Annotated in this window: 21 protein-coding genes and 2 pseudogenes; 14 read left to right on the top strand and 9 right to left on the bottom strand. The window is 72.5% G+C overall.

The features are described from left to right. Nucleotides 1-79: 79 nt before the first annotated feature. A complete protein-coding gene (locus ACFYP4_RS17905) occupies nucleotides 80-730 on the top strand; it encodes a cysteine hydrolase (protein ID WP_388786199.1) in 651 nt (216 codons plus the stop codon). A gap of 38 nt (nucleotides 731-768) precedes the next feature. Here ACFYP4_RS17905 and ACFYP4_RS17900 read toward each other — a convergent pair whose 3' ends face one another. Beyond that, nucleotides 769-1,239: a Rieske (2Fe-2S) protein gene (locus tag ACFYP4_RS17900; RefSeq protein ID WP_358852792.1), complete on the bottom strand. Its 471-nt coding sequence runs from the start codon at nucleotides 1,237-1,239 to the stop codon at nucleotides 769-771. A gap of 186 nt (nucleotides 1,240-1,425) precedes the next feature. Between ACFYP4_RS17900 and ACFYP4_RS17895 the strand changes: the two genes are divergently transcribed. The 7 genes and pseudogenes from ACFYP4_RS17895 to ACFYP4_RS17865 form a co-directional block, all read left to right on the top strand. Continuing rightward, nucleotides 1,426-2,181 carry a HipA family kinase gene (locus ACFYP4_RS17895; RefSeq protein ID WP_358852793.1) on the top strand — a complete coding sequence of 252 codons (756 nt, stop codon included), beginning with the start codon at nucleotides 1,426-1,428 and terminating at the stop codon, nucleotides 2,179-2,181. Beyond that, the gene (locus ACFYP4_RS17890; protein WP_358852794.1) at nucleotides 2,178-2,561 is read left to right on the top strand and encodes a DUF3037 domain-containing protein; all 384 of its coding nucleotides are present in this window, start codon (nucleotides 2,178-2,180) and stop codon (nucleotides 2,559-2,561) included. The genes ACFYP4_RS17895 and ACFYP4_RS17890 overlap by 4 nt, the downstream gene beginning before the upstream one ends. A gap of 206 nt (nucleotides 2,562-2,767) precedes the next feature. Beyond that, nucleotides 2,768-3,529 (top strand): 3-oxoacyl-ACP reductase FabG, encoded by a 762-nt coding sequence (fabG, locus tag ACFYP4_RS17885; RefSeq protein ID WP_388786196.1) that lies wholly within the window; start codon nucleotides 2,768-2,770, stop codon nucleotides 3,527-3,529. 17 nt (nucleotides 3,530-3,546) lie between these two features. Next, nucleotides 3,547-4,308, top strand: a complete 762-nt coding sequence (locus tag ACFYP4_RS17880) for an SDR family oxidoreductase (RefSeq protein ID WP_358852796.1) — start codon at nucleotides 3,547-3,549, stop codon at nucleotides 4,306-4,308. Between the two features lie 187 nt (nucleotides 4,309-4,495). After that, nucleotides 4,496-6,079 (top strand): ABC transporter substrate-binding protein, encoded by a 1,584-nt coding sequence (locus tag ACFYP4_RS17875; protein WP_358852797.1) that lies wholly within the window; start codon nucleotides 4,496-4,498, stop codon nucleotides 6,077-6,079. A 104-nt stretch (nucleotides 6,080-6,183) separates the two neighbouring features. Then, entirely contained in the window at nucleotides 6,184-6,867 is a 684-nt protein-coding gene (gene ung, locus ACFYP4_RS17870; protein ID WP_388786193.1) for a uracil-DNA glycosylase, read from the top strand. Nucleotides 6,868-7,009: 142 nt separating this feature from the next. Continuing rightward, a pseudogene (locus ACFYP4_RS17865) lies at nucleotides 7,010-7,498 on the top strand (hypothetical protein); the annotation flags it as partial. Nucleotides 7,499-8,520: 1,022 nt separating this feature from the next. Here the strand turns inward: ACFYP4_RS17865 and ACFYP4_RS17860 are convergent. Continuing rightward, the gene (locus tag ACFYP4_RS17860; RefSeq protein WP_358852799.1) at nucleotides 8,521-9,111 is read right to left on the bottom strand and encodes a TetR/AcrR family transcriptional regulator; all 591 of its coding nucleotides are present in this window, start codon (nucleotides 9,109-9,111) and stop codon (nucleotides 8,521-8,523) included. 123 nt (nucleotides 9,112-9,234) lie between these two features. On the opposite strand from ACFYP4_RS17860, the gene ACFYP4_RS17855 reads away from it, so the two are divergent. Next, entirely contained in the window at nucleotides 9,235-10,449 is a 1,215-nt protein-coding gene (locus ACFYP4_RS17855) for an FAD-dependent oxidoreductase (RefSeq protein WP_358852800.1), read from the top strand. 29 nt (nucleotides 10,450-10,478) lie between these two features. After that, a complete protein-coding gene (locus tag ACFYP4_RS17850; protein ID WP_388786191.1) occupies nucleotides 10,479-11,384 on the top strand; it encodes a Gfo/Idh/MocA family protein in 906 nt (301 codons plus the stop codon). Here the strand turns inward: ACFYP4_RS17850 and lnt are convergent. Both lnt and ACFYP4_RS17840 read right to left on the bottom strand, forming a co-directional pair. Then, the gene (gene lnt, locus ACFYP4_RS17845; protein WP_388786189.1) at nucleotides 11,308-12,882 is read right to left on the bottom strand and encodes an apolipoprotein N-acyltransferase; all 1,575 of its coding nucleotides are present in this window, start codon (nucleotides 12,880-12,882) and stop codon (nucleotides 11,308-11,310) included. The genes ACFYP4_RS17850 and lnt overlap by 77 nt on opposite strands. 282 nt (nucleotides 12,883-13,164) lie before the next feature. Beyond that, nucleotides 13,165-13,644 (bottom strand): annotated as a pseudogene (locus ACFYP4_RS17840) (nuclear transport factor 2 family protein); the annotation flags it as partial. A 68-nt stretch (nucleotides 13,645-13,712) separates the two neighbouring features. Between ACFYP4_RS17840 and ACFYP4_RS17835 the strand changes: the two are divergent. Further along, nucleotides 13,713-14,348: a DUF4291 domain-containing protein gene (locus ACFYP4_RS17835; RefSeq protein WP_388786187.1), complete on the top strand. Its 636-nt coding sequence runs from the start codon at nucleotides 13,713-13,715 to the stop codon at nucleotides 14,346-14,348. A gap of 48 nt (nucleotides 14,349-14,396) precedes the next feature. Further along, a complete protein-coding gene (locus ACFYP4_RS17830; RefSeq protein ID WP_388786185.1) occupies nucleotides 14,397-15,137 on the top strand; it encodes an SDR family NAD(P)-dependent oxidoreductase in 741 nt (246 codons plus the stop codon). 127 nt (nucleotides 15,138-15,264) lie between these two features. On the opposite strand, the gene ACFYP4_RS17825 is transcribed toward ACFYP4_RS17830, so the two are convergent. The 3 genes from ACFYP4_RS17825 to ACFYP4_RS17815 all read right to left on the bottom strand — a co-directional run bounded on the left by ACFYP4_RS17825 (nucleotide 15,265) and on the right by ACFYP4_RS17815 (nucleotide 17,683). Further along, nucleotides 15,265-15,444: a hypothetical protein gene (locus ACFYP4_RS17825; RefSeq protein ID WP_358852806.1), complete on the bottom strand. Its 180-nt coding sequence runs from the start codon at nucleotides 15,442-15,444 to the stop codon at nucleotides 15,265-15,267. Between the two features lie 392 nt (nucleotides 15,445-15,836). Continuing rightward, nucleotides 15,837-16,712, bottom strand: coding sequence for an undecaprenyl-diphosphate phosphatase (locus ACFYP4_RS17820; protein WP_358852807.1), 876 nt, complete (start codon nucleotides 16,710-16,712; stop codon nucleotides 15,837-15,839). A gap of 509 nt (nucleotides 16,713-17,221) precedes the next feature. Continuing rightward, on the bottom strand, nucleotides 17,222-17,683 hold the full coding sequence (locus ACFYP4_RS17815) for a helix-turn-helix domain-containing protein (protein ID WP_358852808.1): 462 nt from the start codon (nucleotides 17,681-17,683) through the stop codon (nucleotides 17,222-17,224). 144 nt (nucleotides 17,684-17,827) lie between these two features. Between ACFYP4_RS17815 and ACFYP4_RS17810 the strand changes: the two genes are divergently transcribed. Then, nucleotides 17,828-18,997 (top strand): thiolase family protein, encoded by a 1,170-nt coding sequence (locus ACFYP4_RS17810; protein WP_358852809.1) that lies wholly within the window; start codon nucleotides 17,828-17,830, stop codon nucleotides 18,995-18,997. A 422-nt stretch (nucleotides 18,998-19,419) separates the two neighbouring features. On the opposite strand, the gene ACFYP4_RS17805 is transcribed toward ACFYP4_RS17810, so the two are convergent. After that, entirely contained in the window at nucleotides 19,420-20,256 is an 837-nt protein-coding gene (locus ACFYP4_RS17805) for a TVP38/TMEM64 family protein (RefSeq protein WP_358852810.1), read from the bottom strand. A 213-nt stretch (nucleotides 20,257-20,469) separates the two neighbouring features. Then, the gene (gene helR / locus ACFYP4_RS17800) at nucleotides 20,470-22,641 is read right to left on the bottom strand and encodes an RNA polymerase recycling motor ATPase HelR (protein WP_388786179.1); all 2,172 of its coding nucleotides are present in this window, start codon (nucleotides 22,639-22,641) and stop codon (nucleotides 20,470-20,472) included. A 702-nt stretch (nucleotides 22,642-23,343) separates the two neighbouring features. Here helR and tuf point away from each other — a divergent pair. Further along, nucleotides 23,344-24,513 (top strand): elongation factor Tu, encoded by a 1,170-nt coding sequence (gene tuf / locus ACFYP4_RS17795; RefSeq protein WP_358852812.1) that lies wholly within the window; start codon nucleotides 23,344-23,346, stop codon nucleotides 24,511-24,513. Nucleotides 24,514-24,582: the final 69 nt, after the last annotated feature.

The raw sequence follows: 24,582 nt of genomic DNA, 5'->3' as shown, positions 1-24,582 counted from the left end.
CACAGCATGAGGCGTCTTCCGTCCGCGCGCAATGGTCGTTAGTCTCGCCCGCTCCGGCCGTCCGTGACCAGGGGGAGCCATGCCGTCGTACGAACAGCTCCGCGAAACCCTCGATCCCGCGTCCACCGTGCTGCTCACCGTCGAGTGCCAGCAAGGCGTCGTCGGCCCGGACAGCGCGCTGCCCGAACTCGCCAGGGCGGCCCGCTCGTCGGGAGCACTCATGAACGTCGCCCGGCTGGTCGCCGCCGCGCACGAGGGCGGCGTCCAGGTGATCCACGCGATCGCCGAACGGCGGCCCGACGGACGGGGGGCGGGCCGCAACGCCCGGATCTTCCGGGCGGCCGAACGGCTGCCGGTGCAGCAGCTCGCGGGCACCACGGCCGTACGCGTCGCACCGCCCGTCGAGGTGGCCGAGGAGGACCTCGTCGTCCGGCGGCTGCACGGACTGTCGCCGCTCTCGGGCACCGACGTCGACCCGCTGCTGCGCAATCTGGGCTGCCGCACCCTGGTCGTCACCGGCGTCTCCGCCAACGTGGCGATACCCAACGCCGTGTTCGACGCGGTGAACCGGGGCTACACGGCCGTCGTGCCCGCGGACGCCATCGCGGGGGTGCCCGCCGACTACACCCCCCTGATGATCCGGCACACGCTCGCCCTGGTCGCCACCCTCACCACCACCGACGACGTGCTGGCCTGCTTCCGGCGGCCCCGCCGCGTGCCGCGAGCCTGAACACGCGGCCGGCCCCCCCCCGACCGGCCGCGCGCCGGTCAGGCGAGCTTGATCGCGTCGCCGTCCACGGAGATCTCGGCGGCGGCCAGCGGCTCGGTCGCCGGGCCCTTCTTGACGCTGCCGTCGGACGCGGAGAACTGGCTGCCGTGACACGGGCAGTTGATGATGCCGTCCGAGATGCCCTTCACGGCGCAGCCGCGATGGGTGCACTTGGCGGAGAACGCCTTGAACGTGCCCGCCGTCGGCTGGGTCACCACCACACCCTGGTCCGCGAAAACCTTGCCGCCGCCCTCCGGGATGTCCGCGGTCTTGGCCAGCACGGTCCCGGCGGCCGCACCGTCACCGCCGCCGTCCTTGCCGCCGGGCTGCGCCTGGGAGGAGTCGGACTCCTTGTCCTCCGATCCGCACGCGGTCAGCGCGACGGCGATCCCGGCCGCCCCGACCGCCGACACGACGGTACGGCGGGCCGGCCCCGGGACGGGCGCGGTCTCAAGCGATTCGCTGGTCATGCTGACGTTCCCTTCAATGAACACGGCTTCGGTCCACCCAGGGGTACGTTCCGCCCCGGCCCCCCGTTCAGAGCGTCGGACACCCGCCCCGCCGGGACACCCCGCCGGGACACCCCGCCGGGACACCCCGGCGGGACGCCCACCCGGCGCCCCCGGCCGCCCGGAACGCCCCAGTAGCCTGGGGCGATGCTCAAGGAAGTCATCGCGACCCGCTACATCACGCCCCTGCGTGAGGGCGGCTCGCTGCCGGGACTGGTCGAGGCCGACGATCTCGGCACGTACGTCATGAAGTTCACCGGTGCCGGGCAGGGCCGCAAGACGCTCGTCGCGGAGGTGGTCTGCGGCGGACTGGCCCGCCGGCTGGGCCTGCGGGTCCCCGGGCTCGTCACGATCGACCTCGACCCCGTGCTGGGCCTCGGCGAACCGGACCAGGAGGTGCAGGAACTCCTCAAGTCCAGCGGCGGCCCCAACCTCGGCATGGACTACCTGTCCCGCGCCCTCGGTTTCGACCCCCTCGCCTTCGAGGTGAGCCCCGAGGAGGCCGGCCGGATCGTCTGGTTCGACGCGCTGGTCAACAACGTCGACCGAAGCTGGCGCAACCCCAACCTGCTCATGAGGCAGGGGGAGCTGTGGCTCATCGACCACGGCGCCACCATGATCTGGCACCACAACTGGCCCGGCGCGCGGGCCTCGGCGGCGAAACCGTACGACGCCTCCGACCACGCCCTCGCCCCGTTCGCCCCCGACATCGCCTCCGCCGCGGCCCGGCTCGCTCCGCTCGTCACCGAGGAACTGCTGGCCGAGGTGACCGCCGAGATCCCCGGGGCGTGGCTGGCCGGAGAGCCCGGCTTCGACTCGGCCGACGCCCTGCGCCGCGCCTACGCGGAGCCGCTCCTGGCCCGCGCCGCCGACATCCACGAGCGCATCGAGGGGACCCGGTGAACGGGCGGGACGTCTTCGAGTACGCGTTGCTGCGGGTGGTGCCGCGGGTCGAACGGGGGGAGTGCTTCAACGCCGGGGTGCTGGTGTACTGCCGGGCGAAATCCTTCGTCACCGTCCGCACCCATCTGGACGAGGCCAAGCTGCGGGCCCTCGACCCGGAGGCGGACGCCGCCGCTGTGCGGGCCGCGCTGCGTGCCGTCGAGGGAGTCTGCGCCGGAGGAAGGGCCGCAGGCCAGGCGGCCCACGACGACGCCGGGCGGCGCTTCCGCTGGCTGATCGCGCCGCGCTCCACCGTCGTCCAGCCGGGGCCGGTGCACACCGGCCTCACGGCGGATCCCGGCGCCGAGGCGGAGCGGTTGCTCGAGCTGCTGGTGAGGTAATGGATCACATGCGGGCGGTGTGCCGTTGACACCGCGTGCCAGGGCTTCTAGCGTCACGTCTGCTGAGGGTACTAAGCGGTCGCTCACCGGACGGGCGTACCGTGTGAGCCGCAGGCCTCTCAGGACTCCCGCGGCCCCCGCAAGGGCGCCGCGGGCGCCGAGACAGGCATGACGACAGGCTTTTCCAAGGGCGAGGAGAACCAGCAATGTCCACCACTGAGCAGCGCGTCGCCGTGGTCACCGGTGCAGCGCGTGGCATCGGCGCCGCGACCGCCGTACGACTGGCGGCCGAGGGCCGTGCCGTCGCCGTGATCGACCTCGACGAAGCCGCGTGCAAGGACACCGTGGAGAAGATCACCGCCGCCGGTGGCACAGCCATCGCCGTCGGCTGCGACGTCTCCGACGAGGCCCAGGTCGAGGCCGCGGTCGCGCGGATCGCCGCGGAGCTCGGAGCCCCGACGATCCTGGTGAACAACGCGGGCGTGCTCCGCGACAACCTGCTGTTCAAGATGGACGTGTCCGACTGGGACACCGTCATGAACGTGCACCTGCGGGGCGCCTTCCTGATGTCCAAGGCCTGCCAGAAGCACATGGTGGACGCCAAGTTCGGCAGGATCGTCAACCTGTCGTCGTCCTCCGCCCTCGGCAACCGCGGGCAGGTCAACTACTCCGCGGCCAAGGCCGGTCTGCAGGGCTTCACCAAGACCCTCGCCAAGGAGCTCGGCAAGTTCGGCGTCACCGCCAACGCCGTCGCCCCCGGCTTCATCGTCACCGAGATGACCGCGCAGACCGCCGCGCGGGTGGGCATGGACTTCGAGGAGTTCCAGGCCGCGGCCGCCACCCAGATCCCGGTGCAGCGCGTCGGCCGCCCGGACGACATCGCCAACGCGATCGCCTTCTTCACGGGCGAGGCGGCCGGCTTCGTCTCCGGCCAGGTCATGTACGTCGCCGGCGGACCCCTCAACTGAAGCCGGGAGACACGGACATGACCACACCTCCCGAGCTCTCCGGCAAGGTCGCGCTCATCACCGGCGGCAGCCGCGGCATCGGCTACGGCGTCGCCGAGGCCCTGATCGCCCGCGGTGACCGCGTGTGCATCACGGGCCGCAACGAGGACTCCCTGAAGGAAGCCGTCGAGGCGCTCGGCTCGGACCGCGCCATCGGCGTGGCGGGCAAGGCGCACGACGAGGCCCACCAGGCCGTCGCCGTCGAGCGCACCATGGAAGCCTTCGGCCGCGTCGACTACCTGGTCAACAACGCCGGTACGAACCCGGTGTTCGGGCCGATCGCGGAGCTGGACCTCAACGTGGCGCGCAAGGTCTTCGAGACCAACGTCGTCTCGGCCCTCGGCTTCGCCCAGCAGACCTGGAAGGCCTGGCAGAGCCAGAACGGCGGCGCGATCGTCAACATCGCCTCCGTCGCGGGCCTCGCCCCCTCGCCGTTCATCGGCGCGTACGGCATCAGCAAGGCCGCCATGATCAACCTGACCGTGCAGCTGGCGCACGAGTTCGCGCCCAAGGTGCGGGTCAACGCCATCGCCCCGGCCGTCGTGAAGACCAAGTTCGCGGAGGCCCTGTACGAGGGCCGGGAGGCGGAGGCGGCCGCCGCCTACCCGCTCGCACGGCTCGGTGTCCCGTCCGACATCGGCGGCGCCGCCGCCTTCCTCACCTCGTCGCAGTCGGACTGGGTCACCGGTCAGACGCTCGTCGTCGACGGCGGGATCTTCCTGAACGCCGGAGTCGCCTGACGGTCGTGCCGACGCGGGCGCGCCTTGACAGAAGGGGCGCCCGCGTCGACCTGCGCGGCGCCCACCGAGGCATGACAACGTAGTCACATACGCGCTGATCAAGTGCCCCGCCGGAACGCGGTTCCACCGGCGGGGCACTGCGGTATCGTCTGCCGACCCTTGGTACGGCAGATCGAGGAGCGTGCGCGTGTTCAATCGGAACCGATGTCTGCGTCAGCTGGCGGCGGTCACGTCCATATCCCTGGTGACCGGGTGCGGAGTCCTGTCCACGGACTCCTCCAGCGACAAGGGGCCGATCGTCGTGGGCACCACCAGTGCGCCCAGCACGCTGGATCCTGCCGCCTCCTGGGACGGTTCCTGGGAACTGTTCCGCAACATCTACCAGACCCTCCTCAGCTACCCCTCCGGGGCGAGCGCACCGGAGCCCGACGCCGCCCAGAGCTGCCGGTTCACCGACGACTCCAACCGCGTGTACCGGTGCGTGCTGCGCAAGAACATGAAGTTCTCCGACGGTGACAAGCTCGACGCGCGCGCGGTCAAGCACTCGATCGACCGGATCCGGAAGATCAACGTGGCCGGCGGCCCGGCCGGCCTGCTGGGCAGCCTGGAACGCGTCCAGGCGCTGAGCGACCGCGAGATCGTCTTCCACCTGAACAAGCCGGACGCCACCTTCCCGTTCGTCCTGGCCACGCCCGCCATGTCGATCGTCGACCCCGACGACTACCCCGCGGACTCGCTGCGCAAGGACGGCAAGGTCTTCGGTTCCGGGCCGTACAGCCTCCGGTCCTACGAGGAGGGCAAGGAGGCCGAGCTGGTCAGGAACGACCACTACGACGGCTTCGCCGAGCGCAAGAACGACGCGGTCACCATCCGCTACTTCCAGGACTCGGGCCATATGCTCCAGGCGCTCAGGGACAAGGAGATCGACGTCACCTTCCGCGGTCTCGCGTCCAAGGACATCGTGGCGCTCCAGCGGCAGCGGGCCAAGGAGGAAGGTCTCCAGCTCGTGGAGGGCTCGGGCACCGAGATCAGCTACCTGGTGTTCAACCCGAAGGACCCCTGGGCCAAGAAGCCCGAGGTCCGCAGGGCGATCGCCCAGATCGTCGACCGGCCGGCGATCGCGCACAAGGTCTACAAGGACACCGTCGACCCGCTGTACTCCATGGTCCCCAAGGGGCTGGTCGGACACACCACGGCCTTCTTCGACAACTTCGGTGAGCCCAGTACGTCCAAGGCCCGCAAGATCCTCTCCGAGGCCGGCATCACCGACCGGGTCCCGCTCACCCTCTGGTACACGACCGACCGCTACGGTTCCGAGACGGCACCGGAGTTCGAGGAGCTGAAGAACCAGCTCAACGCCTCCGGCCTGTTCGACGTGAAGGTCAAGGGCCGCCCGTGGAAGACGTACGAGGCGGGCTACCGCAAGGGCGAGTACCCGGTGTTCGGGCGCGGCTGGTTCCCGGACTTCCCGGACGCCGAGAACTTCATCGCGCCCTTCGTGGGCGAGCAGAACGCCCTCGGCACGCCGTACCAGTCGCCCGAGATCACCGGGGTGCTGCTGCCCGAGTCCCGCCGCGAGAGCGACCGCGGGGCCGTGATCGAGGAGTTCGAGGAGGCGCAGCAGATCCTGGTGGACGACGCGCGCCTGCTGCCGCTGTGGCAGGGCAAGCAGTACGTGGCCGCGAGCGAGGAGATCGCCGGCGGGGAGCGGGCGCTGGACCCGTCCACGATCATGACGATGTGGGAGCTGCACCGCAAGACGAGCTGGTGACCGCGGCGCCGCGGCGGGCCGCGGCACCGGGGGCGGGGCCGGTTGTCAGTGGTCGCCTGTAGGTTCTGAGGCCTGGAAGTGACCGCACATCGGAGGAAGTTGACGTGACCGACATCGCCATGCTGCCCGAGTCCTGGCGCGACGTCCTGGGCGAGCAGCTGCAGCAGCCCTACTTCAAGGAACTCACCGAGTTCGTTGAGGAGGAGCGCGCCAAGGGTCCCGTCTATCCTCCGCGCGAGGAGGTCTTCGCCGCGCTCGACGCGACGCCGTACGAGCGGGTGAAGGTGCTGATCCTGGGCCAGGACCCCTACCACGGCGAGGGCCAGGGGCACGGACTGTGCTTCTCCGTCCGTCCCGGGGTGCGGACCCCGCCCTCGCTGCGCAACATCTACAAGGAGATGAAGGAGGAGCTCGGCACCCCGATCCCGGACAACGGCTATCTGATGCCGTGGGCCGAGCAGGGGGTGCTGCTGCTCAACGCGGTGCTCACCGTGCGCGCCGGGGAGGCCAACTCGCACAAGGGCAAGGGCTGGGAGAAGTTCACGGATGCCGTCATCCGTGCGGTGGCCGACCGCCCCGACCCGGCCGTCTTCGTGCTCTGGGGCAACTACGCGCAGAAGAAGCTCCCCCTGATCGACGAGGAGCGGCACGTCGTCGTGAAGGGCGCCCACCCCTCGCCGCTGTCCGCGAAGAAGTTCTTCGGCTCCCGCCCCTTCACGCAGATCGACGAGGCGGTCGCCACACAGGGGCACGAGCCGATCGACTGGCGGATCCCGGACCTCGGCTGACGGGGGAGGGCAGCAGGTGCCCGCGGCGGAGCCCGCCCGGGCGTCACCGGCCTGGCGCAGCGCTGCCCGGAGCCGCCTGACCGTGATTGCCGGTGCCTGCGGTTAGCGTCGTGGATGAGGGGCGACGAGCTTGGAGGACGCGGTGGCGGAGCAGCAGGAGCAGGCGGCACCGGACGCGATGATGACCCGGATCGGACAGGCCGTCATGCTCCACCACGGCGGTGACCGCGAGGAGGCCAGGGGCCGTCTCCTGGACCTGTGGGCGGAGATCGGTGACGACGGCGACCCGCTGTACCGCTGCACGCTGGCGCACTACATGGCGGACACGCAGGACGACCCCTCGGACGAACTGGCCTGGGATCTGCGTGCCCTGTCGGCGGCCGAGGAGCTCACCGACGGCCGGATCGCCGAGCACCACCGGTCGCTCGCGGTGCGGGCGTTCTACCCCTCGCTGCATCTGAACCTGGCCGCCGACTACGTGAAGCTCGGCCGCTCCGGTGCCGCCCGCAGTCATCTGCGCCGGGCCCGCAGCACGGTAGGGGCCCTTGGCGACGACCCCTACGGGGACGGGGTGCGGGCGGCGATCGGCCGCCTCGAACTGAAGCTGGGCGGGGAGGGCGGGCCGCAGGAGAGCCGGGAATCCGCGCCGGGCCCCGATCCCTCCCGGGACGCCGGACCTGCGCGGGGGACCGGGCACGGTTCCGGCCCCGGGTCCCCACCCGGCGGCGGCCCGACGGGTGAGACCCCGAGGCCACCGCGACAGGGGCGGCCGTAACCGGGGGGCTCCAGCGGTTCCCCGGGGGAGACAGGGGCTGCCGCCGGGGAGGCCGGACGGCCCCCTCTGTGGTCGTGTCCGGCGTCCTACGTGCCGTCGGGGTGGCCGCTGCCGCGTCCCCTCGGCGTCAACGCCCGCACGTCCCCTTGCAGATGACCGCTTGCGGGCTGTCCGGTGCCCAGCCTCCGTACTTCTTGCCGAGCGCGCAGATGTCCGCCTTCTTCCCGTGTCCCAGGGATCCGGGCGGGACGGGGGCCGGGGCGTCGGGACGGTGCCGTTCCGGCGGCGGGTTCTCGTGCCGTGGACGGGGAGGGTCCGGAGGCGGCGCCGCCGGGACCGCCGTCCCGTGCGGCGCCGGCGGGACCGGCGAGGGGTGCCGGGACGGGCCGACGCGTTGCAGCGCCTCCCGCGCCGGGGCCTGTACGACATGCGGCGCGGTGCTGCCGTCGGGGCGGGCCGCCGACGGCGGGGACGGCGCGGGTGGCGGGCCCGAAGCGGGTGGCCGCTGAACCGTCATACAACCCGAGAGGGCCGAGACAGCCACGGTGACCAGGAGCGTTGCGGTGGTCGTCGTTCGATGCACCCGCGCAACTCTGGTCGGTCCCGGCCGCTTTGGGGAGCGGACAGGCGGAGGATGCCCCACATGGGTGAGCCTTCTGGCCGGTTCCCTGCGGTCCGGCCCTGCGGTCCGGCCCTGCGGTCCGGCCCTGCGGTCCGGCCCTGCGGTCCGGCCCTCCGGCCCTCCGGACGTCCGGGTGGAGCCTCGGCCCGTCCGGCCGGCCCTCGCGGGGCGGGCCGGGCTCCAGTCGCCCGTCGCCCCCGGTCCTGTGTATCCGGGCGACGGCGTCCGGGGCCCGCGTCCACGCGGCCCCGTGTCGTCAGCCGCCCAGCATTCCGTGCAACAACTCCCGCAGACTGTCCCGCAGTTCGTCGGCGGTCGGCACGGAGGCGTGGAACGCGCCCGCCACGCACGAGAACATCAGCCCGTCGCACCACGCCGCCAGCGACAGCACGTGCCGCGCCGGTGCCGGGGAACCGGCCGCGGTGACCAGCGCGGCCAGCGGATCGCGGAAGCGCTGTCCCGCCGCGTCGAAGAACGTCCGCAGCTCGGGGCGCCGGGTGGCCTCCAGGGCCAGTTCGTAGCGGGCGATCAGCAGCTCGTGGTGACGGGTCAGGTACCGGTGCAGCGCGAGGGCCAGTCCGTCGGCGAGCGCGTCGAGACCGCCCCGGGGGTCGGGCAGAGCCTCGGGCAGGAGGACCTGCGCCTCGCGTTCCGCCAGCCTGCGGACGGCCGTTTCCAGGAGTGCCAGCCGGGTGCGCGCCTGGTTCGACGTCGAGCCCTGCGGGAGCCCGGCCGCCTCGTCGACGGCCCGGTGGGTGAGGCCTCGCATGCCGCGCTCGGCGAGGAGGGCGAGCGCGGTGTCGGCGATGAGTCCGGCGCGGGAGGCGCCGGTGCTGCGTACGGGCATGAGGACAACCTACCCCCGTCACTACATCTGTAGTAACGTCGAGCCGACGGGTACTACAGATGTAGTGACACGGGAGGCCGGCCGCCGGGCTCCGCGTCCCGTGGAGAAGGGTGAGGTGGAGTCATGGCACGGTCGTCGCACGCCGTCGTGGTCGGAGGCGGCATCGGAGGCCTCACCGCGGCGGTGGCCCTGCACCGGCGCGGCTGGCGGGTCACCGTACTGGAGCGGGCCTCCTCGGCGCCCCTCGGCGCGGGGATCTCCCTCGCACCGAACGCCCTGCGCGCCCTCGACGTCATCGGGCTCGGCGACGAGATCCGCGATCTCGCCGCCTGGCAGGGCGACGGAGGCCTGCGCACCCCCGGTGGACGCTGGATCTCGCGCGTCGACGCCACCGCCCTGGCCGAGCGCTTCGGCGGCCCCCTCGTGGTGCTGCACCGGGCCGGCCTCATCACCAGCCTCGCGGCCCGCCTCCCCGGCGGATGCATCCGGACGGGGGTCCGCGCGACCCTCGCCGACCCCGGCGCCACCGGCCGTCCGGCATACGTCGCCACACCGGACGGCGAGCTGGAGGCCGACCTGGTGGTGGCCGCCGACGGCATCAACTCCGTCGTACGCGGAGCGCTCTTCCCGCAGCATCCCGGGCCCGTCTACTCCGGGTTCACCACCTGGCGCGTCGTCATCCCGGTCCCGGGCCTGCGCTTCGCCTCGCACGAGACCTGGGGACCGGGACGCCTCTGGGGCACGCACCCGCTCAAGGACGGCAGGATCTACGCGTACGCCGCCGCCGTGACCCCGGCGGGACAGCGCGCCCGTGACGACGAGAAGGCGGAACTGCTGCGCCGGTTCGGCGACTGGCACGACCCCGTCCCCGCCGTCATCGACGCGGCCGGACCCGCCGATGTCCTGCGGCACGACGTCCACCACATCGCCGACCCCCTGCCCGCCTTCCACCTCGGCCGGACCGCACTGCTCGGCGACGCCGCCCACGCCATGCCGCCTACCCTCGGCCAGGGCGGCAACCAGGCCATCGAGGACGCCGTCGTACTCGCCCACCACGCCGGTCCGCCCGGAGCCGGCCGGGAGCTGTCCGGCCTCGCCGCGTACACCGCGGACCGCAGGCCCCGTACCACCGCCATCGCCCGCCAGGCCGTCCGGATCGCCCGGCTGAACATGATGCGCAGCCGCGCCGGTGCCGCCGTGCGCGACACCGCGATCACCGTCCTCTCCCAGGTGGGACCGGGACTGTTCCTGCGCGGCTTCGACGGCATCGCCGACTGGCAGCCGCCCGGGCGGCCGTATGCTTCCGGCGAGGTACGGAGCCCCGAGCGGACTCCCTGACATCGCCCGCACTCGTCGAGGAGACTCCCGTGAAGGTCGGCTGCATCGGACTCGGTGACATCGCACGCAAGGCGTACCTGCCGGTGCTGTCCACCCAACCCGGGATCGAGCTGCACCTGCAGACGCGCACGCCCGCGACGCTCGCCGAGATCGGGGACAGCCTCCGTCTCCCGGCCGGGCAGCGGCACACCGACCTGTCGGAGCTCCTCGCCCAGGACCTGGACGCGGCCTTCGTGCACGCGGCCACCGTCGCCCATCCCGAGATCGTGACGCGGCTCCTGGAAGCGGGCGTACCGACGTACGTCGACAAGCCGCTCGCCTACGAACTCGCCGAGTCCGAGCGGATGGTGCGGCTCGCCGAGGAACGCGACGTGAGTCTCTCCGTGGGCTTCAACCGCCGCCACGCGCCCGGCTACGCGCAGTGCCTCGAGCATCCGCGGGAGCTGATCCTGCTCCAGAAGAACCGGGTGGGACTGGCCGAGGCGCCGCGCACGATGATCCTCGACGACTTCATCCACGTCGTGGACACGCTGCGGTTCCTGGTGCCGGGCCCGGTCGACGACGTCACCGTGCGGTCCCGGTCCGAGGCCGGCCTGCTCCACCACGTCGTGCTCCAGCTCGCCGGCGACGGCTTCACGGCGCTCGGCGTCATGAACCGGCTGAGCGGATCCACCGAGGAGATCCTCGAGATCTCGGGCCAGGACACCAAGCGGCAGGTGGTCAACCTCGCCGAGGTCATCGACCACAAGGGGCAGCCGACGGTGCGGCGGCGCGGGGACTGGGTGCCGGTGGCCCGGCAGCGCGGCATCGAGCAGGTGGTGCTCACCTTCCTCGACGCCGTACGGGCGGGAAAGGTGCTCAGTGCCCGGGACGCGCTGGCGACCCATGAACTGTGCGAGCGGGTCGTAGACGCGGTCGAGGAGCCGTCCGCCTGAGCCGAGGCGACCGCAGGCACTCGGTCACGCCGAGCGAGGCCAGCACCAGCAGGGCCGCGTGCACCGGCCAGTCCCCGAAACGGACGTACGGCGTGACGCCACGGGCCAATGGCACCTCGTAGACCGCCGAACCGCTGCTGCCGGTGCCGAGCCGGGAACCGACCCGCTCGCCGCTCGGCCCGTGGACGGCGGACACACCGGTGAGTGTGGCGTGCAGCACGGGGCGGCCCGTCTCGGCGGCCAGCAGCGCCGCCAGCGAGGCATGCTGTGCGGGCGCCCAGCTGTGCTGGAACGACGACGTCGACGACTGCGCGACCAGCACCTCGGCGCCGTCCCCGGCGAGACGGCGGCTCATGTCGGGGAACGCCGACTCGAAGCAGACCATGGGTCCCACGCGCAGCCCGTGCCCGACGTCCATCACCACCTGCTCGCTGCCGTTGCGGCGGTCCTCACCCGCCGCCTTGCCGACGGAGGTGGCCCAGCCGAGCAGCGAGCGCGCCGGTATGTACTCACCGAAGGGCACGAGCCGCATCTTGTCGTACCGGTCGCCCGTCGGGCCCCCGGGACCGACGAGGACGGAACTCTTGTATATGCCGGGGCGGTCGGAGCGCCGGGCGTCCACGTTCACCAGGATGTCGGCGCCGGTGAGCCGGGACAGGGCGGTGAGCCGGCCGGCCAGGTCGGGGCGGTCGGCCAGGTCGAAGCCGACGCTGCTCTCACCCCAGACGATCAGATCCGGCTTCCGGCCGGCGAGCTGCCGGGTGAGTGCCTCCTCGCGGGCGAAACGCTTCTCGCCGCTGTCGGCACCGTCGACGACGCCGGGCTGGACCACGGCGATCCGGACACCGCCGTCCGCGTCGGGACGCGGCGACCACACCCAGGCGGCCGAGGCCGCGGCCGCCGTGGCCAGCACTCCGGCCAGAGCGGGGATCCGCGACTCGCGCACCGAGACGAGCACGGCGAGCGCGACGTTGAGCACCACCACCAGGAAACTCAGCAGCCAGACCCCGCCCACCGAGGCGAGCCGCAGCGCGGGCTCCACCTGCCACTGGCTCGAACCGAGCAGTCCCCACGGGCCGCCCAACCCCTGCCAGGACCGCACCAGTTCGACCATCAGCCACCCCGAAGGCAGCACGACGAGCGCACCCGCCAGCCGGCCGGGTGTGGGCACCCCGGCCAGGAACCGACGCACCAGCCAGCCCCACGGCGCCCACAACGCACCGAGCAACGCCGCTATGACGACCGTGAACACATGCAGGCTCGACAGCAGCCAGTGGTGCACGGCCAGCATGAAACCGAGCCCGCCCAGCCAGCCGTCGTACGCCGCCCGCCTGCCGGTGGGTGCCGAGCGGATCAGCAGGATCCACGGCACCAGGGCGACGTAGGCGAACCACCACAGGGACGGCGCCGGGAACGCGAACATGGGCAGCGCGCCGGCCAGGAGAGCCGCGGCGCCGCGCCACCGGCGGGAGGCGAGCCGGTCACCGGTCATGCTCATACGGTCTCCCTCTCCCCGGTGCGTGCCTCCCCAGTCTGCCCAGCGGAATGGATCTCAGACAGCTCGGGCGCCGACGGCTCGACGCCCGGGTGTTCGCGCAGGTGAGCGCCTCTGCACCGGGCTACCGCACCGGTGCAGAGGCCCCGTTGTCAGGGCGGCCGCTCAACTGCCTTCGGCAGGTCGGTCCTTCGGCTCGGCGGGGGCGCCGGATGGTTCCGCACGGTCGGTGGGGGCGCCGGGTTGTTCCGCCCGGTCGGCGTGCCGCTGCGGCTGCTCGGGGGACGGGGCCGCGAGGGTGCGCCACTTCTCGTGGACGACCACCTCGCTCAGGCGCCACCCGTCGGACGTACGCAGCAGCCCGAAGTCGTACCGCCCGCCGCAGACGAGGTCCGGCCGCCCGGAAGGCACCGCCGCCGTGGAGCCCGCGTCGCGCTGCGCGAACCGCATGGGGTTGACGTAGTCGGCCCGGACGCGGGCCGTGTCGCCGGTGTCCTGCTCCAACGGTTCGAACCGGACCCGCCGGTTGACGATCAGATGCTGCCGCACGGAGAACAGCCCCATGCTCCGGGCGAGCCACCCGGCGATCCGCGCGGCGTCCCCCTCGATGCCGCCGGCGGACCGGTAGTCGGCACGGCCTCCCGGAGCGAACAGCGCCCGGTACGCCTCCCAGTCGCCGTCGTCCACGGCCACCGCGTAGTCGGTGATCAGTTCGTCCACGGCCAGCCGGTCCATCACGGTCGCGAGCTCCACACGCTGCGTCATCGGCTCAGTGTTGGCCACCGGAGACGATCAGCCAAGGGGCGTGCGGGGTTATTCGCTGGCCTTCGTCCATGCGCGCGGCGGATCCTGGTCCCGTGAACGACCGACTCCCGCCGACACGGCCCGCGTTCCAGGTCCGCGCCCGGCACACCCCGTCCACCCTGACCGTCTACCAGGCCTACCCGCCGGGGATCGGCGTGCCCGCGGCACGGGAGGGCCGGTTCCCGTCGACGTGGAAGCGCGACCGGATGACCTGGATCAAGCCGTCGTTCCTCTGGATGATGTACCGCTGCGGATGGGGTGCCAAAGAGGGGCAGGAGACCGTGCTGGCCGTCGAGATCAGCCGCGCCGGGTTCGTGTGGGCGCTGCGGAACGCCTGCCTGTCCCACTACGTTCCGGAGCTGCACGAGGACCAGCAGGCCTGGAAACGGCAGTTGAGGCAGGCTCCCGCGCGGGTGCAGTGGGACCCGGAACGGGACCTGCGGCTCGACCCGCTGCCGTACCGCTCCCTCCAGCTGGGTCTGGCCGGCGAGGCCGCCACGCGGTACGCGGACGAGTGGATCGTGGGCATCGAGGACGTGACGGCGCTCGCCGGTGAGATCCACGCGCACGTGCGGGCCGGTGAACCGGAGCGCGCGGCGGCCCTGTTGCCCGAGGAGCCGCCCTACCCCCTCGACGAGGAGCTTCTCGCACATCTGCGCGCGTAGGGTGGTCCGGCGGGATCGCCCGGTCCCCGGCGTCACGAGGAGACACGCATGGCACGTCCCGTCACGGTCGTCACGGGCGGCAGCCGGGGGATCGGCGCCGCCACGTGCGTGCGTCTCGCGGCGGACGGGCATGACGTGGTGCTCGGGTACGTGAGCGACGGCGCGGCCGCCGAGCGGACCGCCGCCACCGTGCGTGCGGCGGGGGCGCGTTGCGTCACCGTCCGTGCGGACACCTCCGTCGAAGCCGATGTGGACCGCCTCTTCGACACGGCGGCGGAGCAACTCGGGCCCGTGACGGGACTGGTGAACAACGCCGGTGTGACGGGGCCCCTCGGCAGGCTCGCCGACGCGGACCCCGCCGACCTGCGGCGGGTGGTCGAGGTCAACCTCCTGGGCACGCTGCTGTGTTCGCGCCGGGCCGCCGGGGCGATGGCCGCACGGGGCGGCGGCGTCATCGTCCACGTCTCCTCCGCCGCGGCCACGCTGGGCAGCCCCGGCGAGTTCGTCCACTACGCGGCGACGAAGGCGGCCGTCGACGCTCTCACGCTGGGGCTCGCCAAGGAGCTGGGCCCGGACGGCATCCGGGTCAACGCCGTCGCCCCGGGGATGATCGACACCGAGATGCACGCGGCGATGGGGGACCCGGGCCGCGCGGAGCGGGCGGCCGGGTCGATTCCGCTGCGCCGGGCGGGCCGCGCCGAGGAGATCGCCGCGGCCGTCGCGTGGCTGATGTCACCGGACGCCTCGTACACGACCGGGGCGGTGCTGCGGGTGGCGGGCGGACGCTGAGCTGCCCGCCGCCGGGGAGGGGGTCCCGGCTCGCGGGGCACCGGGACTTCGCCCCGAGGGCGCCGGGCAAAGCGCGGATGCGGCGCGGCCGGACCGCGCGCCCGACTTCTCGGTGGGAGGCCGCCGGTCAGGCCGCTTCGACGACCTCTTCGCGGATCGCCGCGGCCCACTCCACGACCAGGAGCGCGTACTCGGCCCGCTCCTGCGCCGACAGGGAACCGCCCGTACGCATCCACAGGGCGCGAATCTGCTCGTTTAACTCGGCCGCAGACCGCACGGAACCAGGGGTCATGGAATCGGGGGACATGCGCACCAGCCTAGGCGCAAGGACTGACGCTGCGCTACCGGACGGCTACGCAAGTCGTATGTGGTTGGTCACGGTGGATCCTGGTGACACCTGTGCGCCCGTGGCGCCTGGGGCGGCCGTCTCGCGGGCCGGCCCTCGTCCTCACCGGTGGGTACCGGACCATCGCCTACGTGGCTAACGGAATGGACATCGCATTCGAGCCCTGGGCCCTCGACTTCCCCGACCCGTGAGCCGCTCCGGAGCCGGAAGCCGCCGCGGCCGTCCTCACGGCCGGCCCACGGTCGGTGCTCAGGGGGGGCGACCCGGGGTTCCGCAGGCCGCGCGGGCCTGCGCCGGCCGACGGCACCCGGGCCGGACCCGGCGGGAGGGCCGGGGGACGTGACGTCCCCCGGTCAGCCTGCGGACTCGGCCGCGTGCGGGCTCAGTGCTCCCGTCGCCACGAGCGCGATGATGACGATGCCCAGCACGATCCGGTACCAGACGAACGGCATGAAGCTCTTGGTGGTGATGAACTTCATGAACCAGGCGATCACGGCGTAACCCACCACGAAGGCGATGACCGTGGCGAAGATCGTCGGGCCCCAGGAGACGTGACCGCCCTCGCTGGCGTCCTTCAGCTCGAACGCGCCGGAGGCGAGCACGGCCGGGACGGCGAGCAGGAAGGAGTAACGGGCCGCGGCCTCGCGTGTGTAGCCCATGAGCAGGCCGCCGCTGATGGTGGCGCCGGACCGGCTGACGCCCGGGACCAGAGCCATCGCCTGGCAGACACCGTAGACGAGCCCGTCCCTGACGCTCAGCTCCTGGAGCGACTTGCGCTGCTTCGCGGCGCGGTGCTTGCCGCCCGTCTCGTCACGCGCCGCCAGCCGGTCGGCGACGCCGAGGACGATGCCCATGACGATCAGCATCGTCGCGGTCAGCCGGAGGTCGCGGAACGGCCCCTCGATCTGGTCCTTGAACGTCACGCCCAGCACACCGATCGGGATCGAACCGACGATCACCAGCCAGCCCATCTTGGCGTCCTGGTCGTGCCGCATCGCCTTGTCCGTGAGCGAGCGGAACCACGAGGAGATGATCCGCGCGATGTCCTTGCGGAAGTAGATCAGCACCGCGGCTTCCGTGCCGATCTGGGTGATCGCCGTGAAGGCCGCTCCCGGGTCGTGCCAGCCCGCGAACGCCGCGGTGAGACGCAGGTGCGCGCTGGACGAGATGGGGAGGAATTCGGTCAGCCCCTGGACGAGTCCGAGGACGAGGGATTCAAACCAAGACATGGAATTTCGTGGTCCAAGTGCTGATCGTGGAAGGGGCGATGGGACGGCTGCCGTGCGCACCGGCCGTCGCGGCGCGGTGATCACGGGTGTCGAGGGCAGCGTAGCGCCCCGCACCGACGGTCCGACCGCAGGGGCATCGAAGGGGGGTTCGAAATATCGACGCCCCCGGTCGCGGCTCACCGGTGGCGGGGGTGTTGACCCGCCACCTGACCGCCGCCTACGTTGCGGCACGGAGAAAGCGCTTGCCGTCCTGGTCGCACCGGCTCCCGCGACCCTCGTGACTCCGGCCGCTCCGCACCGCCCGCACGCCGACATGCGTCCGACATCACGGCCGATGGAGTGCGTCACCGGGGGCGGGCGGAGGTCGTCGCGTACGCGGAGCACCCGTGGTGAGTGCCTCCGGCCTCCCGGGGGCTCCCGGGCGGGGAGCGTCGCCTCGTACCTGTCCGTCCACGACCGGTCCGGTGCCGCGGACAACGGCGCGTGCGGCGCGGTTCCGGCCCTGAGGTCTACGCCACCACGGGCCCCGTCACCGTCCAGCCCGGGGCCTGCGGGTGGGCCGTCAGATCGGCGTGCCGGACCTCGTCGCCGCATTCTTGACAGACGACGCGTGGGACCAGTGTGTGACCGCAGGAGTGCTCCAGCACCATGGGGCGGAAGCCGTCCTGCTGGAGGTGGCGGTCGCCCCACGCCATCAGGGTGAGCAGCACCGGCTCCAGTTCCCGGCCCGCGGCGGTGGGCCGGTACTCGTAGCGCCTCGGGCGCTCGCTGTACTCGACCTTCTCCAGCACGCCCGCCTCGACGAGTCGCTTCAGGCGGGCGGCCAGTACGTCGCGCGGGGCGCCGGTGTTGCGGACCAGCTGGTCGAAGCGGGTGACGCCCAGGGACACCTCGCGCAGGACCAGCAGGGAGTACTTCTCGCCGACGAGGGCGAGCGTGGCGGCGATCGAGCAGGGGCGGGAGTCCTTCATGCGGCCAGTCTACGGGATGGGTTGGATGTTCCAACCCACTGAGCTACTCTTGGGCCCATTGGCGGGTTTGAATTTCCAACGCACTCGTTCCGGGTGTGTGGTCCCGCCCGTCCGACCGCCGGTTCCTCAGTGGAGAGGCACACCATGCGCGACGCCGTGATCGTCGAAGCCGTACGTACCCCCGTGGGCAGGGGCAAGCCGAACGGCTCCCTCGCCCATGTCCACCCCGTGGAACTCCTCGCGCACACCCTGCGCACCCTGGTCGAGCGCTCCGGAGTCGACCCCGCCCTGATCGACGACGTCATCGGCGGCACCGTCGACCAGGTCGGCGAGCAGGCCATGAACACCACCCGGTACGCCGTGCTGTCGGCCGGCTTCCCCGAGACGGTGCCCGCGACCACCGTGGACCGTCAGTGCGGTTCCTCGCAGCAGGCCGTGCACTTCGCGGCGCAGGGCGTGCAGTCCGGTGCCTACGACCTGGTCGTCGCGTGCGGCGTCGAGTCCATGAGCCGCGTACCGATGTGGTCGAACGTGCCCGCGGGCAAGGACCCCTTCGGGCCGGGCGTCGCCGAGCGTTATCCGGAGGGTCTGGTGCCGCAGGGCATCAGTGCCGAGCTGATCGCCGCGAAGTGGGGGATCTCCCGCGAGCAGATGGACGCGTTCGCGGTCGGCTCGCACCGTAAGGCGGCCGCGGCCTGGGAGGGGGGCCTGTTCGACGCGGAGGTCGCACCGCTGGACGGGGTGGGGCGCGACGAGTGCGTACGGCCTGCCAGCACCCCCGAGACGCTCGCCGGCCTCAAGCCCGCGTACTACGACCCCGGCTTCGGCGAGCGCTTCCCGCAGATCGAGTGGAACGTCACCGCGGGCAACGCGAGCCCGGTCAACGACGGCGCGGCGGCCGTGCTGATCACGTCGAGCGAGACGGCGGCCCGGCTCGGCCTGCGCCCGATCGCGCGGCTGCACAGCTTCGCGGTGACCGGCTCCGACCCGCTGCTGATGCTGACGGGTGTCGTCCCGGCCACCGAGAAGGTGCTCCGCAGGGCGGGGCTCGGCCTCCACGACATCGACCTCTTCGAGGTCAACGAGGCGTTCTCGAGCGTCGTCCTCGCCTGGCAGCAGGAGACGGGCTCCGACCTGAACAAGGTCAACGTGCACGGGGGCGCCATCGCCATCGGTCATCCGCTGGGCGCGAGCGGCACCCGGCTGACGACCACCCTCGTCCACGCGATGCGGGCGCGGGGCGCCCGCTACGCGTTGCAGACGATGTGCGAGGCGGGCGGGCTCGCCAACGCGATGGTGCTGGAGGCCGTGTGACCCCTGCCGGGCCGGGGAGCCGCCTCCTGCGCGACTCACCGGTCCGGCAGGCGGGCTGTGGGACCGGCTCACCGGTGGCTCCCCGGCTGGGCGGGCTCGGTTCCGCCAGGTGGCGGGGCTGCCGCGTCGCCTTTCGACAGGTGGTCCTAACCTCTCGACAGGTTGGTTCGGCGCGCTGAGTGATCCGCCACGGGGTGGGCTGGCTCCGCCATGCCGGCCGGGGGTGGACGGCTGTGCAGGCCGACCGGGGGTAGAACGGCTCTGCGGTCCCGCCGGGTGTGGACCGGCCCTGCGGGCCGTCCGGGCGTGGGGCGTTGGCGTCGATGGCCGGGGTGGGTCGGTGGCGTCAATCCAGGCGGCGCACAGGTGTTGGCGCTCGCCGGTCAGTGGGCGGCGGACGCGCAGGTGGTGGTGCTCGCCGGTCAGTGGGCGGCGCGCAGATGGTGGCGCTTGCGCCAGGCCACCACCGTGCCGACCAGCGCCGGCAACGCGATGAAACCCATGGCGATCAGAAAGGCGGGCGACGTCGGTGACGAGGCGCGGGCCCCGGCGACGACGTACGCCGCCGTGTTGGGGACGGAACCGAGCGCCGTCGCCAACAGGAACGGCAGCCAGCCCATCCGGGACACCGCCGCACAGTAGTTGGCGGCCCAGAACGGCACCCCGGGAAACAGCCGGGCCACCATCATCGAGCGGAAACCGTGTCGGCTGAGCTGGCCGTCCGCCGCCTTCAGCCAGCGGCCCCGCAGCAACGGGCGCAGGGCGTCCTGCCCCAGGAACCGGCCGAGGCCGAAGGCGAGCCCCGCGCCGAGCACGGTGCCGCCCAGCGCGGCGCCCACCCCCAACTGGGAACCGAACAGCGCCCCCGCCGCGAGGTTGAGCAGCGGCCGCGGCACGAACGCGACCGTGCACAGCCCGTACGCCACCGCGAACACCAGCGCCGCCGCGGCGCCGCCGAGTTGTGGCGGCCAGCCGTCCGCCAGCAGCCGCTGCGGCTGGAAGAGCAGCACGCCCGCCGCGGCCGCCGCGAGCAGCGTCAGCAGCAGCGACAGCCGCGACCACGGGGAGCGCAGGACTCTCGTGCAGCGGGCGGCGAATCCTCTTGGCGCGGTGGGGCCGAACGGACGGGCGGGCCCGAGGTGCGTGGCGACGGCGAGCTGTCCGGCGCCGACGACATCCGCGGCGGAGACGAGCTTTTTGGCGGTGGCCGGGGGAGTGGCCGTGGCGGTGCCCCCAGAACGGGTGGTGGCATCGAGCATCCGGTGACACTAACCGACCCATGTGTGTGATCGCCGTATGGTCCGTCTCACGGGCGTCACGGATTCCCCGGCACCGGGTGCGCCGGGCGGTGGGCCGGACAGGGGCCGCACGCACCCGCCACGCCGGACCGGCGCCCCGTCAGATGCGGTGCTGTTGACGGCGGTCCGGGCGGGCCGGCCCGCCCGGACCGGGCGGTGTGCGACCGGCCCGGGTCAGGAACTCGTGAGGACGACGAGTTGCCGGGTCGCCCGGGTCATCGCGACATAACGGTCGACGGCTCCCGCGATGCCCGTGCCGAAGTCCTCCGGGTCGATGAGGACGACCAGGTCGAACTCGAGCCCCTTCGACAGCTCAGGGGTCAGCGACCGGACGCGGGGCCTCGCCCGGAACGCGGGATCGCCGATGACGCACGCGGTTCCCTCGGCGTGCGCGGCGAGCCAGGTCTCCAGGACAAGGTCCAGTTCGGAGACGGACCCGTGGACCACGGGGACGCCGCTGCTGCGGACGGAGGCCGGCACGTTGGCGTCCGGAAGCGCGGCCCGGATCACCGGCTCGGCCAGCGCCATCACCTCTTCCGGCGTCCGGTAGTTGATGCCCAGGGAGGCCAGGCGGATCCGGTCGAGCCCGATCCGCTCCAGCCGTTCCTGCCACGACTCCGTGAAGCCGTGCCGGGCCTGGGCGCGGTCCCCGACGATGGTGAAGCTCCGGGACGGGCACCTGAGCAGCAGCATCTGCCATTCCGCGTCGGTCAGTTCCTGTGCCTCGTCCACCACGATTTGCGCGAACGGGCCGGCGAGCAGATCCGGGTCGGCGGTGGGCAGCTCGGACTCGTCGACCAGGCTGACCCGGGCGTCCTCGCCGCGCAGCATCGTCACCAGGCCCTCGCCGTCGTCTCCGTCGGCGCCGGAGTCGGCGGCGGCGTCGATCAGGTTGTCGACGACCTGTGCCATGCGCTCGCGCTGGGCGTCGAGGACGGTCTCGCGCCGGCGCTTCTGCCGGGCCGCCTCCGGGTCGCCGAGGCGCTGCCGTGCCGCGTCCAGGAGCGGCAGGTCGGACACCGTCCAGGCCTGGGCGTCCGCACGCTGCAGTTTCCGGACGTCGTCACGGCTGAGCCAGGGAGCGCACATCCGCAGGTAGGCGGGCACCGTCCACAGGTCTCCCCCGAGGTCGGCCGCGTCGAGCAGCGGCCACGCCCGGTCGAAGGCCGTGCGCAACTCCCGGTCCTGTCGCAGCGACGAGCGGATCACACCCGCCGGCACGCCGGCGTCGTCGTGCTTGTCCACCAGGACGGTGAGCAGTTCCTCCCAGACCTGGTCGCGTGCCTCGTTGTGCGCCGAACCGGGTTCCGCCGCCTCGAACGCCACGGCCCAGTCGTCCGCGCTCAGCCGGACGTCGGACCAGTGGGTCGTGACCGTCATCCCCTTCTCGGGCGGTTCCTCGTAGAACCTCACGGCCGTCTCGATCGCCCGCACCATGTCCGCGGACGACTTCAGACGCGCCACCTCCGGGTCGGCCTCGGCCTTCGCCGCGTCGCCCTCCGCGACGAGGTCCCGCAGGACGCACGTCCGCACGCCCTCCTCTCCGAGGCTCGGCAGGACGTCGGAGACATAGGCGAGGTAGGGGCGGTGCGGGCCGACGAACAGCACGCCGCCCCGACGTTGACCGAGACGCGGGTCCGAGTACAGGAGATACGCCGAGCGGTGCAGGGCGACGACGGTCTTCCCCGTGCCCGGACCGCCGTCGACGACGAGGGCCCCGCGGGATCCCGCGCGGATGATGGCGTCCTGATCCGCCTGGATGGTGCCGAGCACGTCACGCATCCGGGCCGACCTGTTGCCGCCCAGGCTGGCGATGAACGCGGACTGGTCGTCGAGCGCGGCGTGCCCGTCGAAGCCGTCCGACGTGAACACCTCGTCCCAGTAGTCGCCGATCCGGCCTCGGGTCCAGCGGTACCTGCGACGGCTCGCCAGCCCCATCGGGTCGGCGTGGGTGGCGCCGAAGAACGGCTCGGCCGCGGGGGAGCGCCAGTCGAGAAGCAGCCGGCGGCCCGAGCTGTCCGTGAGGCCGAGCCGTCCGATGTACACGGGCTCGCGGTCGTCCGCACCGACCATGTGTCCGAGGCAGAGATCGAGGCCGAAGCGGCGCAGGGTACGCAGGCGGGCGGTCAGCCGGTGGATCTCCGCGTCCCGGTCCATCGCCTGCCGGCCGGTGCCGCCGGGGGCCCTGCGTTCGGCGTTCAGACGCTCGGACAGTTCGGCGATGGTCTGTCCGAGGCTCTCCGCGAGGGCCGCGAAGTGCCGTTCGTCTCCGGCGATCAGGTGCGGGTCGGCCTTGTGGGAGAGGTGGTCGGGAAGGTCGAACACGGTGCTGGTCAGCGGGTTCACGTCATCGGCTCCGATCTGGGGTGGCTCGCGACCGTCGTGCGTGGCACGGGGGTCGGGCGGCGGGGCGAACGGGGCGGCCACGTCGGGCGACGCTCCGCGGTGGTCGAGGCCCGACCGTCGCGGGTCGAGGTCGCGACCGTCCCGGGCCGTGGTCGCGAAGGGTGCGGGCCGTGGTCGCGGAGAGTGCGGGTCCGTCCCGGCCCCGGCCGTGCCGAGACGTCCCCGCGCGACGCGTACGTCGACGACAACACACGCATTCACTGACTCTCGTTTCCGCAGATCCCGACCTCGGCCGGTCATTTTGCGGCACCCCGGGGGCCTTGCCGCAAGGCCCCCGGTGCGCTATACGTTGAGAGTGGAAAGGAGCGGCTACCCCTCCTTTCCTTTTTTCTTTCCCTCGTGGGTCCGCCCTCGCGTCGGAGGGCACCGAAAACCATTCGACGCGGGCGGACACGTCGGCGATGATCGCCTCATGTTCCGGTACGCCTTCCTCCTCGCAGCATCCGCGGCAGCGGATGCCCCGAAGGCTGCCGTCCCGATCATCGTGGCCGCTGTCGACGGCGCCCGAAGCTGACCCTTCCCGGATCGTCCGGCGGACCCCGCAGGGGGAGGGTCGGCAAGTCCTCGGGGTCCCCGTCCCGGCCCTACGCGCCGGGGCCATCGCTCAGTTCCGCTGACACGAAGAGGCTTCGAGGTACAGCCATGCCCAAGACGGCATACGTGCGCACCAAACCGCACCTGAACATCGGCACCATGGGGCACGTCGACCACGGCAAGACCACCCTGACCGCCGCCATCACCAAGGTTCTCGCCGAGCGCGGCTCCGGCACGTTCGTCCCGTTCGAGCGGATCGACCGGGCGCCGGAGGAGGCCGCGCGCGGCATCACCATCAACATCGCGCACGTCGAGTACGAGACCGACACCCGGCACTACGCGCACGTGGACATGCCGGGCCACGCCGACTACGTCAAGAACATGGTCACCGGCGCGGCCCAGCTCGACGGGGCGATCCTCGTCGTGTCCGCGCTCGACGGGATCATGCCGCAGACCGCCGAACACGTGCTGCTCGCCCGGCAGGTGGGCGTCGACCACATCGTCGTCGCCCTGAACAAGGCCGACGCCGGGGACGAGGAGCTCACCGACCTCGTCGAGCTCGAGGTCCGCGAACTGCTCTCCGCGCACGGCTACGGGGGCGACTCCGTACCCGTCGTGCGGGTCTCCGGGCTCAGGGCCCTGGAGGGCGACCCGCGCTGGACCGCGGCGATCGAGGCGCTGCTCGACGCCGTGGACACGTACGTGCCCATGCCGGAGCGGTACCTCGACGCGCCGTTCCTGCTGCCCGTCGAGAACGTGCTCACCATCACCGGGCGCGGCACGGTCGTCACGGGCGCGGTGGAGCGCGGCACGATCCGGGTCGGCGACCGGGTCGAGGTGCTCGGCGCGGCGGTGGACACGGTGGTCACCGGCCTGGAGACCTTCGGCAAGCCGATGGACGAGGCGCAGGCCGGGGACAACGTGGCGATGCTGCTGCGCGGGGTGCCCCGCGACGCCGTGCGCCGCGGACACATCGTCGCCGCGCCCGGCAGTGTCGTTCCCCGGCGCGGTTTCGTGGCGCAGGTGTACGTCCTGTCGGCGCGCGAGGGCGGCCGTACGACCCCGGTCTCCACCGGTTACCGGCCGCAGTTCTACATCCGCACCGCGGACGTCGTCGGCGACGTCGACCTCGGCGAGGCGGCGGTGGCGCGGCCCGGTGACACCGTCACGATGACGGTGGAGCTCGGCCGGGAGGTCCCGCTGGAGCCCGGTCTCGGCTTCGCGATCCGCGAGGGCGGCCGGACGGTCGGCGCGGGAACGGTGACGTCGGTCGGCTGAGCACCGCGGGCCCGCGCGGTGGGTGCCCGCCCTGGAAGGGGGCGGGCACCCGCTCGGGCACGCACCGGT

Origin of the sequence: Streptomyces sp. NPDC005551 (assembly GCF_042871785.1) — a bacterium.
GTDB lineage: Bacteria > Actinomycetota > Actinomycetes > Streptomycetales > Streptomycetaceae > Streptomyces.
This window is presented reverse-complemented; position numbering and strand designations above follow the sequence as displayed.

Bases quoted from the DNA above. Each gene is read 5' to 3' on its own strand.
- ACFYP4_RS17895 (WP_358852793.1), top strand. From the start codon at position 1,426: ATGCTCAAGGAAGTCATCGCGACCCGCTACATCACGCCCCTGCGTGAG.
- ACFYP4_RS17825 (WP_358852806.1), bottom strand. From the start codon at position 15,444: ATGTCCCCCGATTCCATGACCCCTGGTTCCGTGCGGTCTGCGGCCGAG.
- ACFYP4_RS17815 (WP_358852808.1), bottom strand. From the start codon at position 17,683: ATGAAGGACTCCCGCCCCTGCTCGATCGCCGCCACGCTCGCCCTCGTC.
- lnt (WP_388786189.1), bottom strand. From the start codon at position 12,882: ATGAGCATGACCGGTGACCGGCTCGCCTCCCGCCGGTGGCGCGGCGCC.
- ACFYP4_RS17900 (WP_358852792.1), bottom strand. From the start codon at position 1,239: ATGACCAGCGAATCGCTTGAGACCGCGCCCGTCCCGGGGCCGGCCCGC.
- ACFYP4_RS17805 (WP_358852810.1), bottom strand. From the start codon at position 20,256: ATGCTCGATGCCACCACCCGTTCTGGGGGCACCGCCACGGCCACTCCC.
- ACFYP4_RS17880 (WP_358852796.1), top strand. From the start codon at position 3,547: ATGACCACACCTCCCGAGCTCTCCGGCAAGGTCGCGCTCATCACCGGC.
- tuf (WP_358852812.1), top strand. From the start codon at position 23,344: ATGCCCAAGACGGCATACGTGCGCACCAAACCGCACCTGAACATCGGC.
- ACFYP4_RS17820 (WP_358852807.1), bottom strand. From the start codon at position 16,712: ATGTCTTGGTTTGAATCCCTCGTCCTCGGACTCGTCCAGGGGCTGACC.
- ACFYP4_RS17855 (WP_358852800.1), top strand. From the start codon at position 9,235: ATGGCACGGTCGTCGCACGCCGTCGTGGTCGGAGGCGGCATCGGAGGC.
- ACFYP4_RS17810 (WP_358852809.1), top strand. From the start codon at position 17,828: ATGCGCGACGCCGTGATCGTCGAAGCCGTACGTACCCCCGTGGGCAGG.
- ACFYP4_RS17860 (WP_358852799.1), bottom strand. From the start codon at position 9,111: ATGCCCGTACGCAGCACCGGCGCCTCCCGCGCCGGACTCATCGCCGAC.
- fabG (WP_388786196.1), top strand. From the start codon at position 2,768: ATGTCCACCACTGAGCAGCGCGTCGCCGTGGTCACCGGTGCAGCGCGT.
- ACFYP4_RS17830 (WP_388786185.1), top strand. From the start codon at position 14,397: ATGGCACGTCCCGTCACGGTCGTCACGGGCGGCAGCCGGGGGATCGGC.
- ACFYP4_RS17835 (WP_388786187.1), top strand. From the start codon at position 13,713: ATGCGCGCGGCGGATCCTGGTCCCGTGAACGACCGACTCCCGCCGACA.
- ACFYP4_RS17905 (WP_388786199.1), top strand. From the start codon at position 80: ATGCCGTCGTACGAACAGCTCCGCGAAACCCTCGATCCCGCGTCCACC.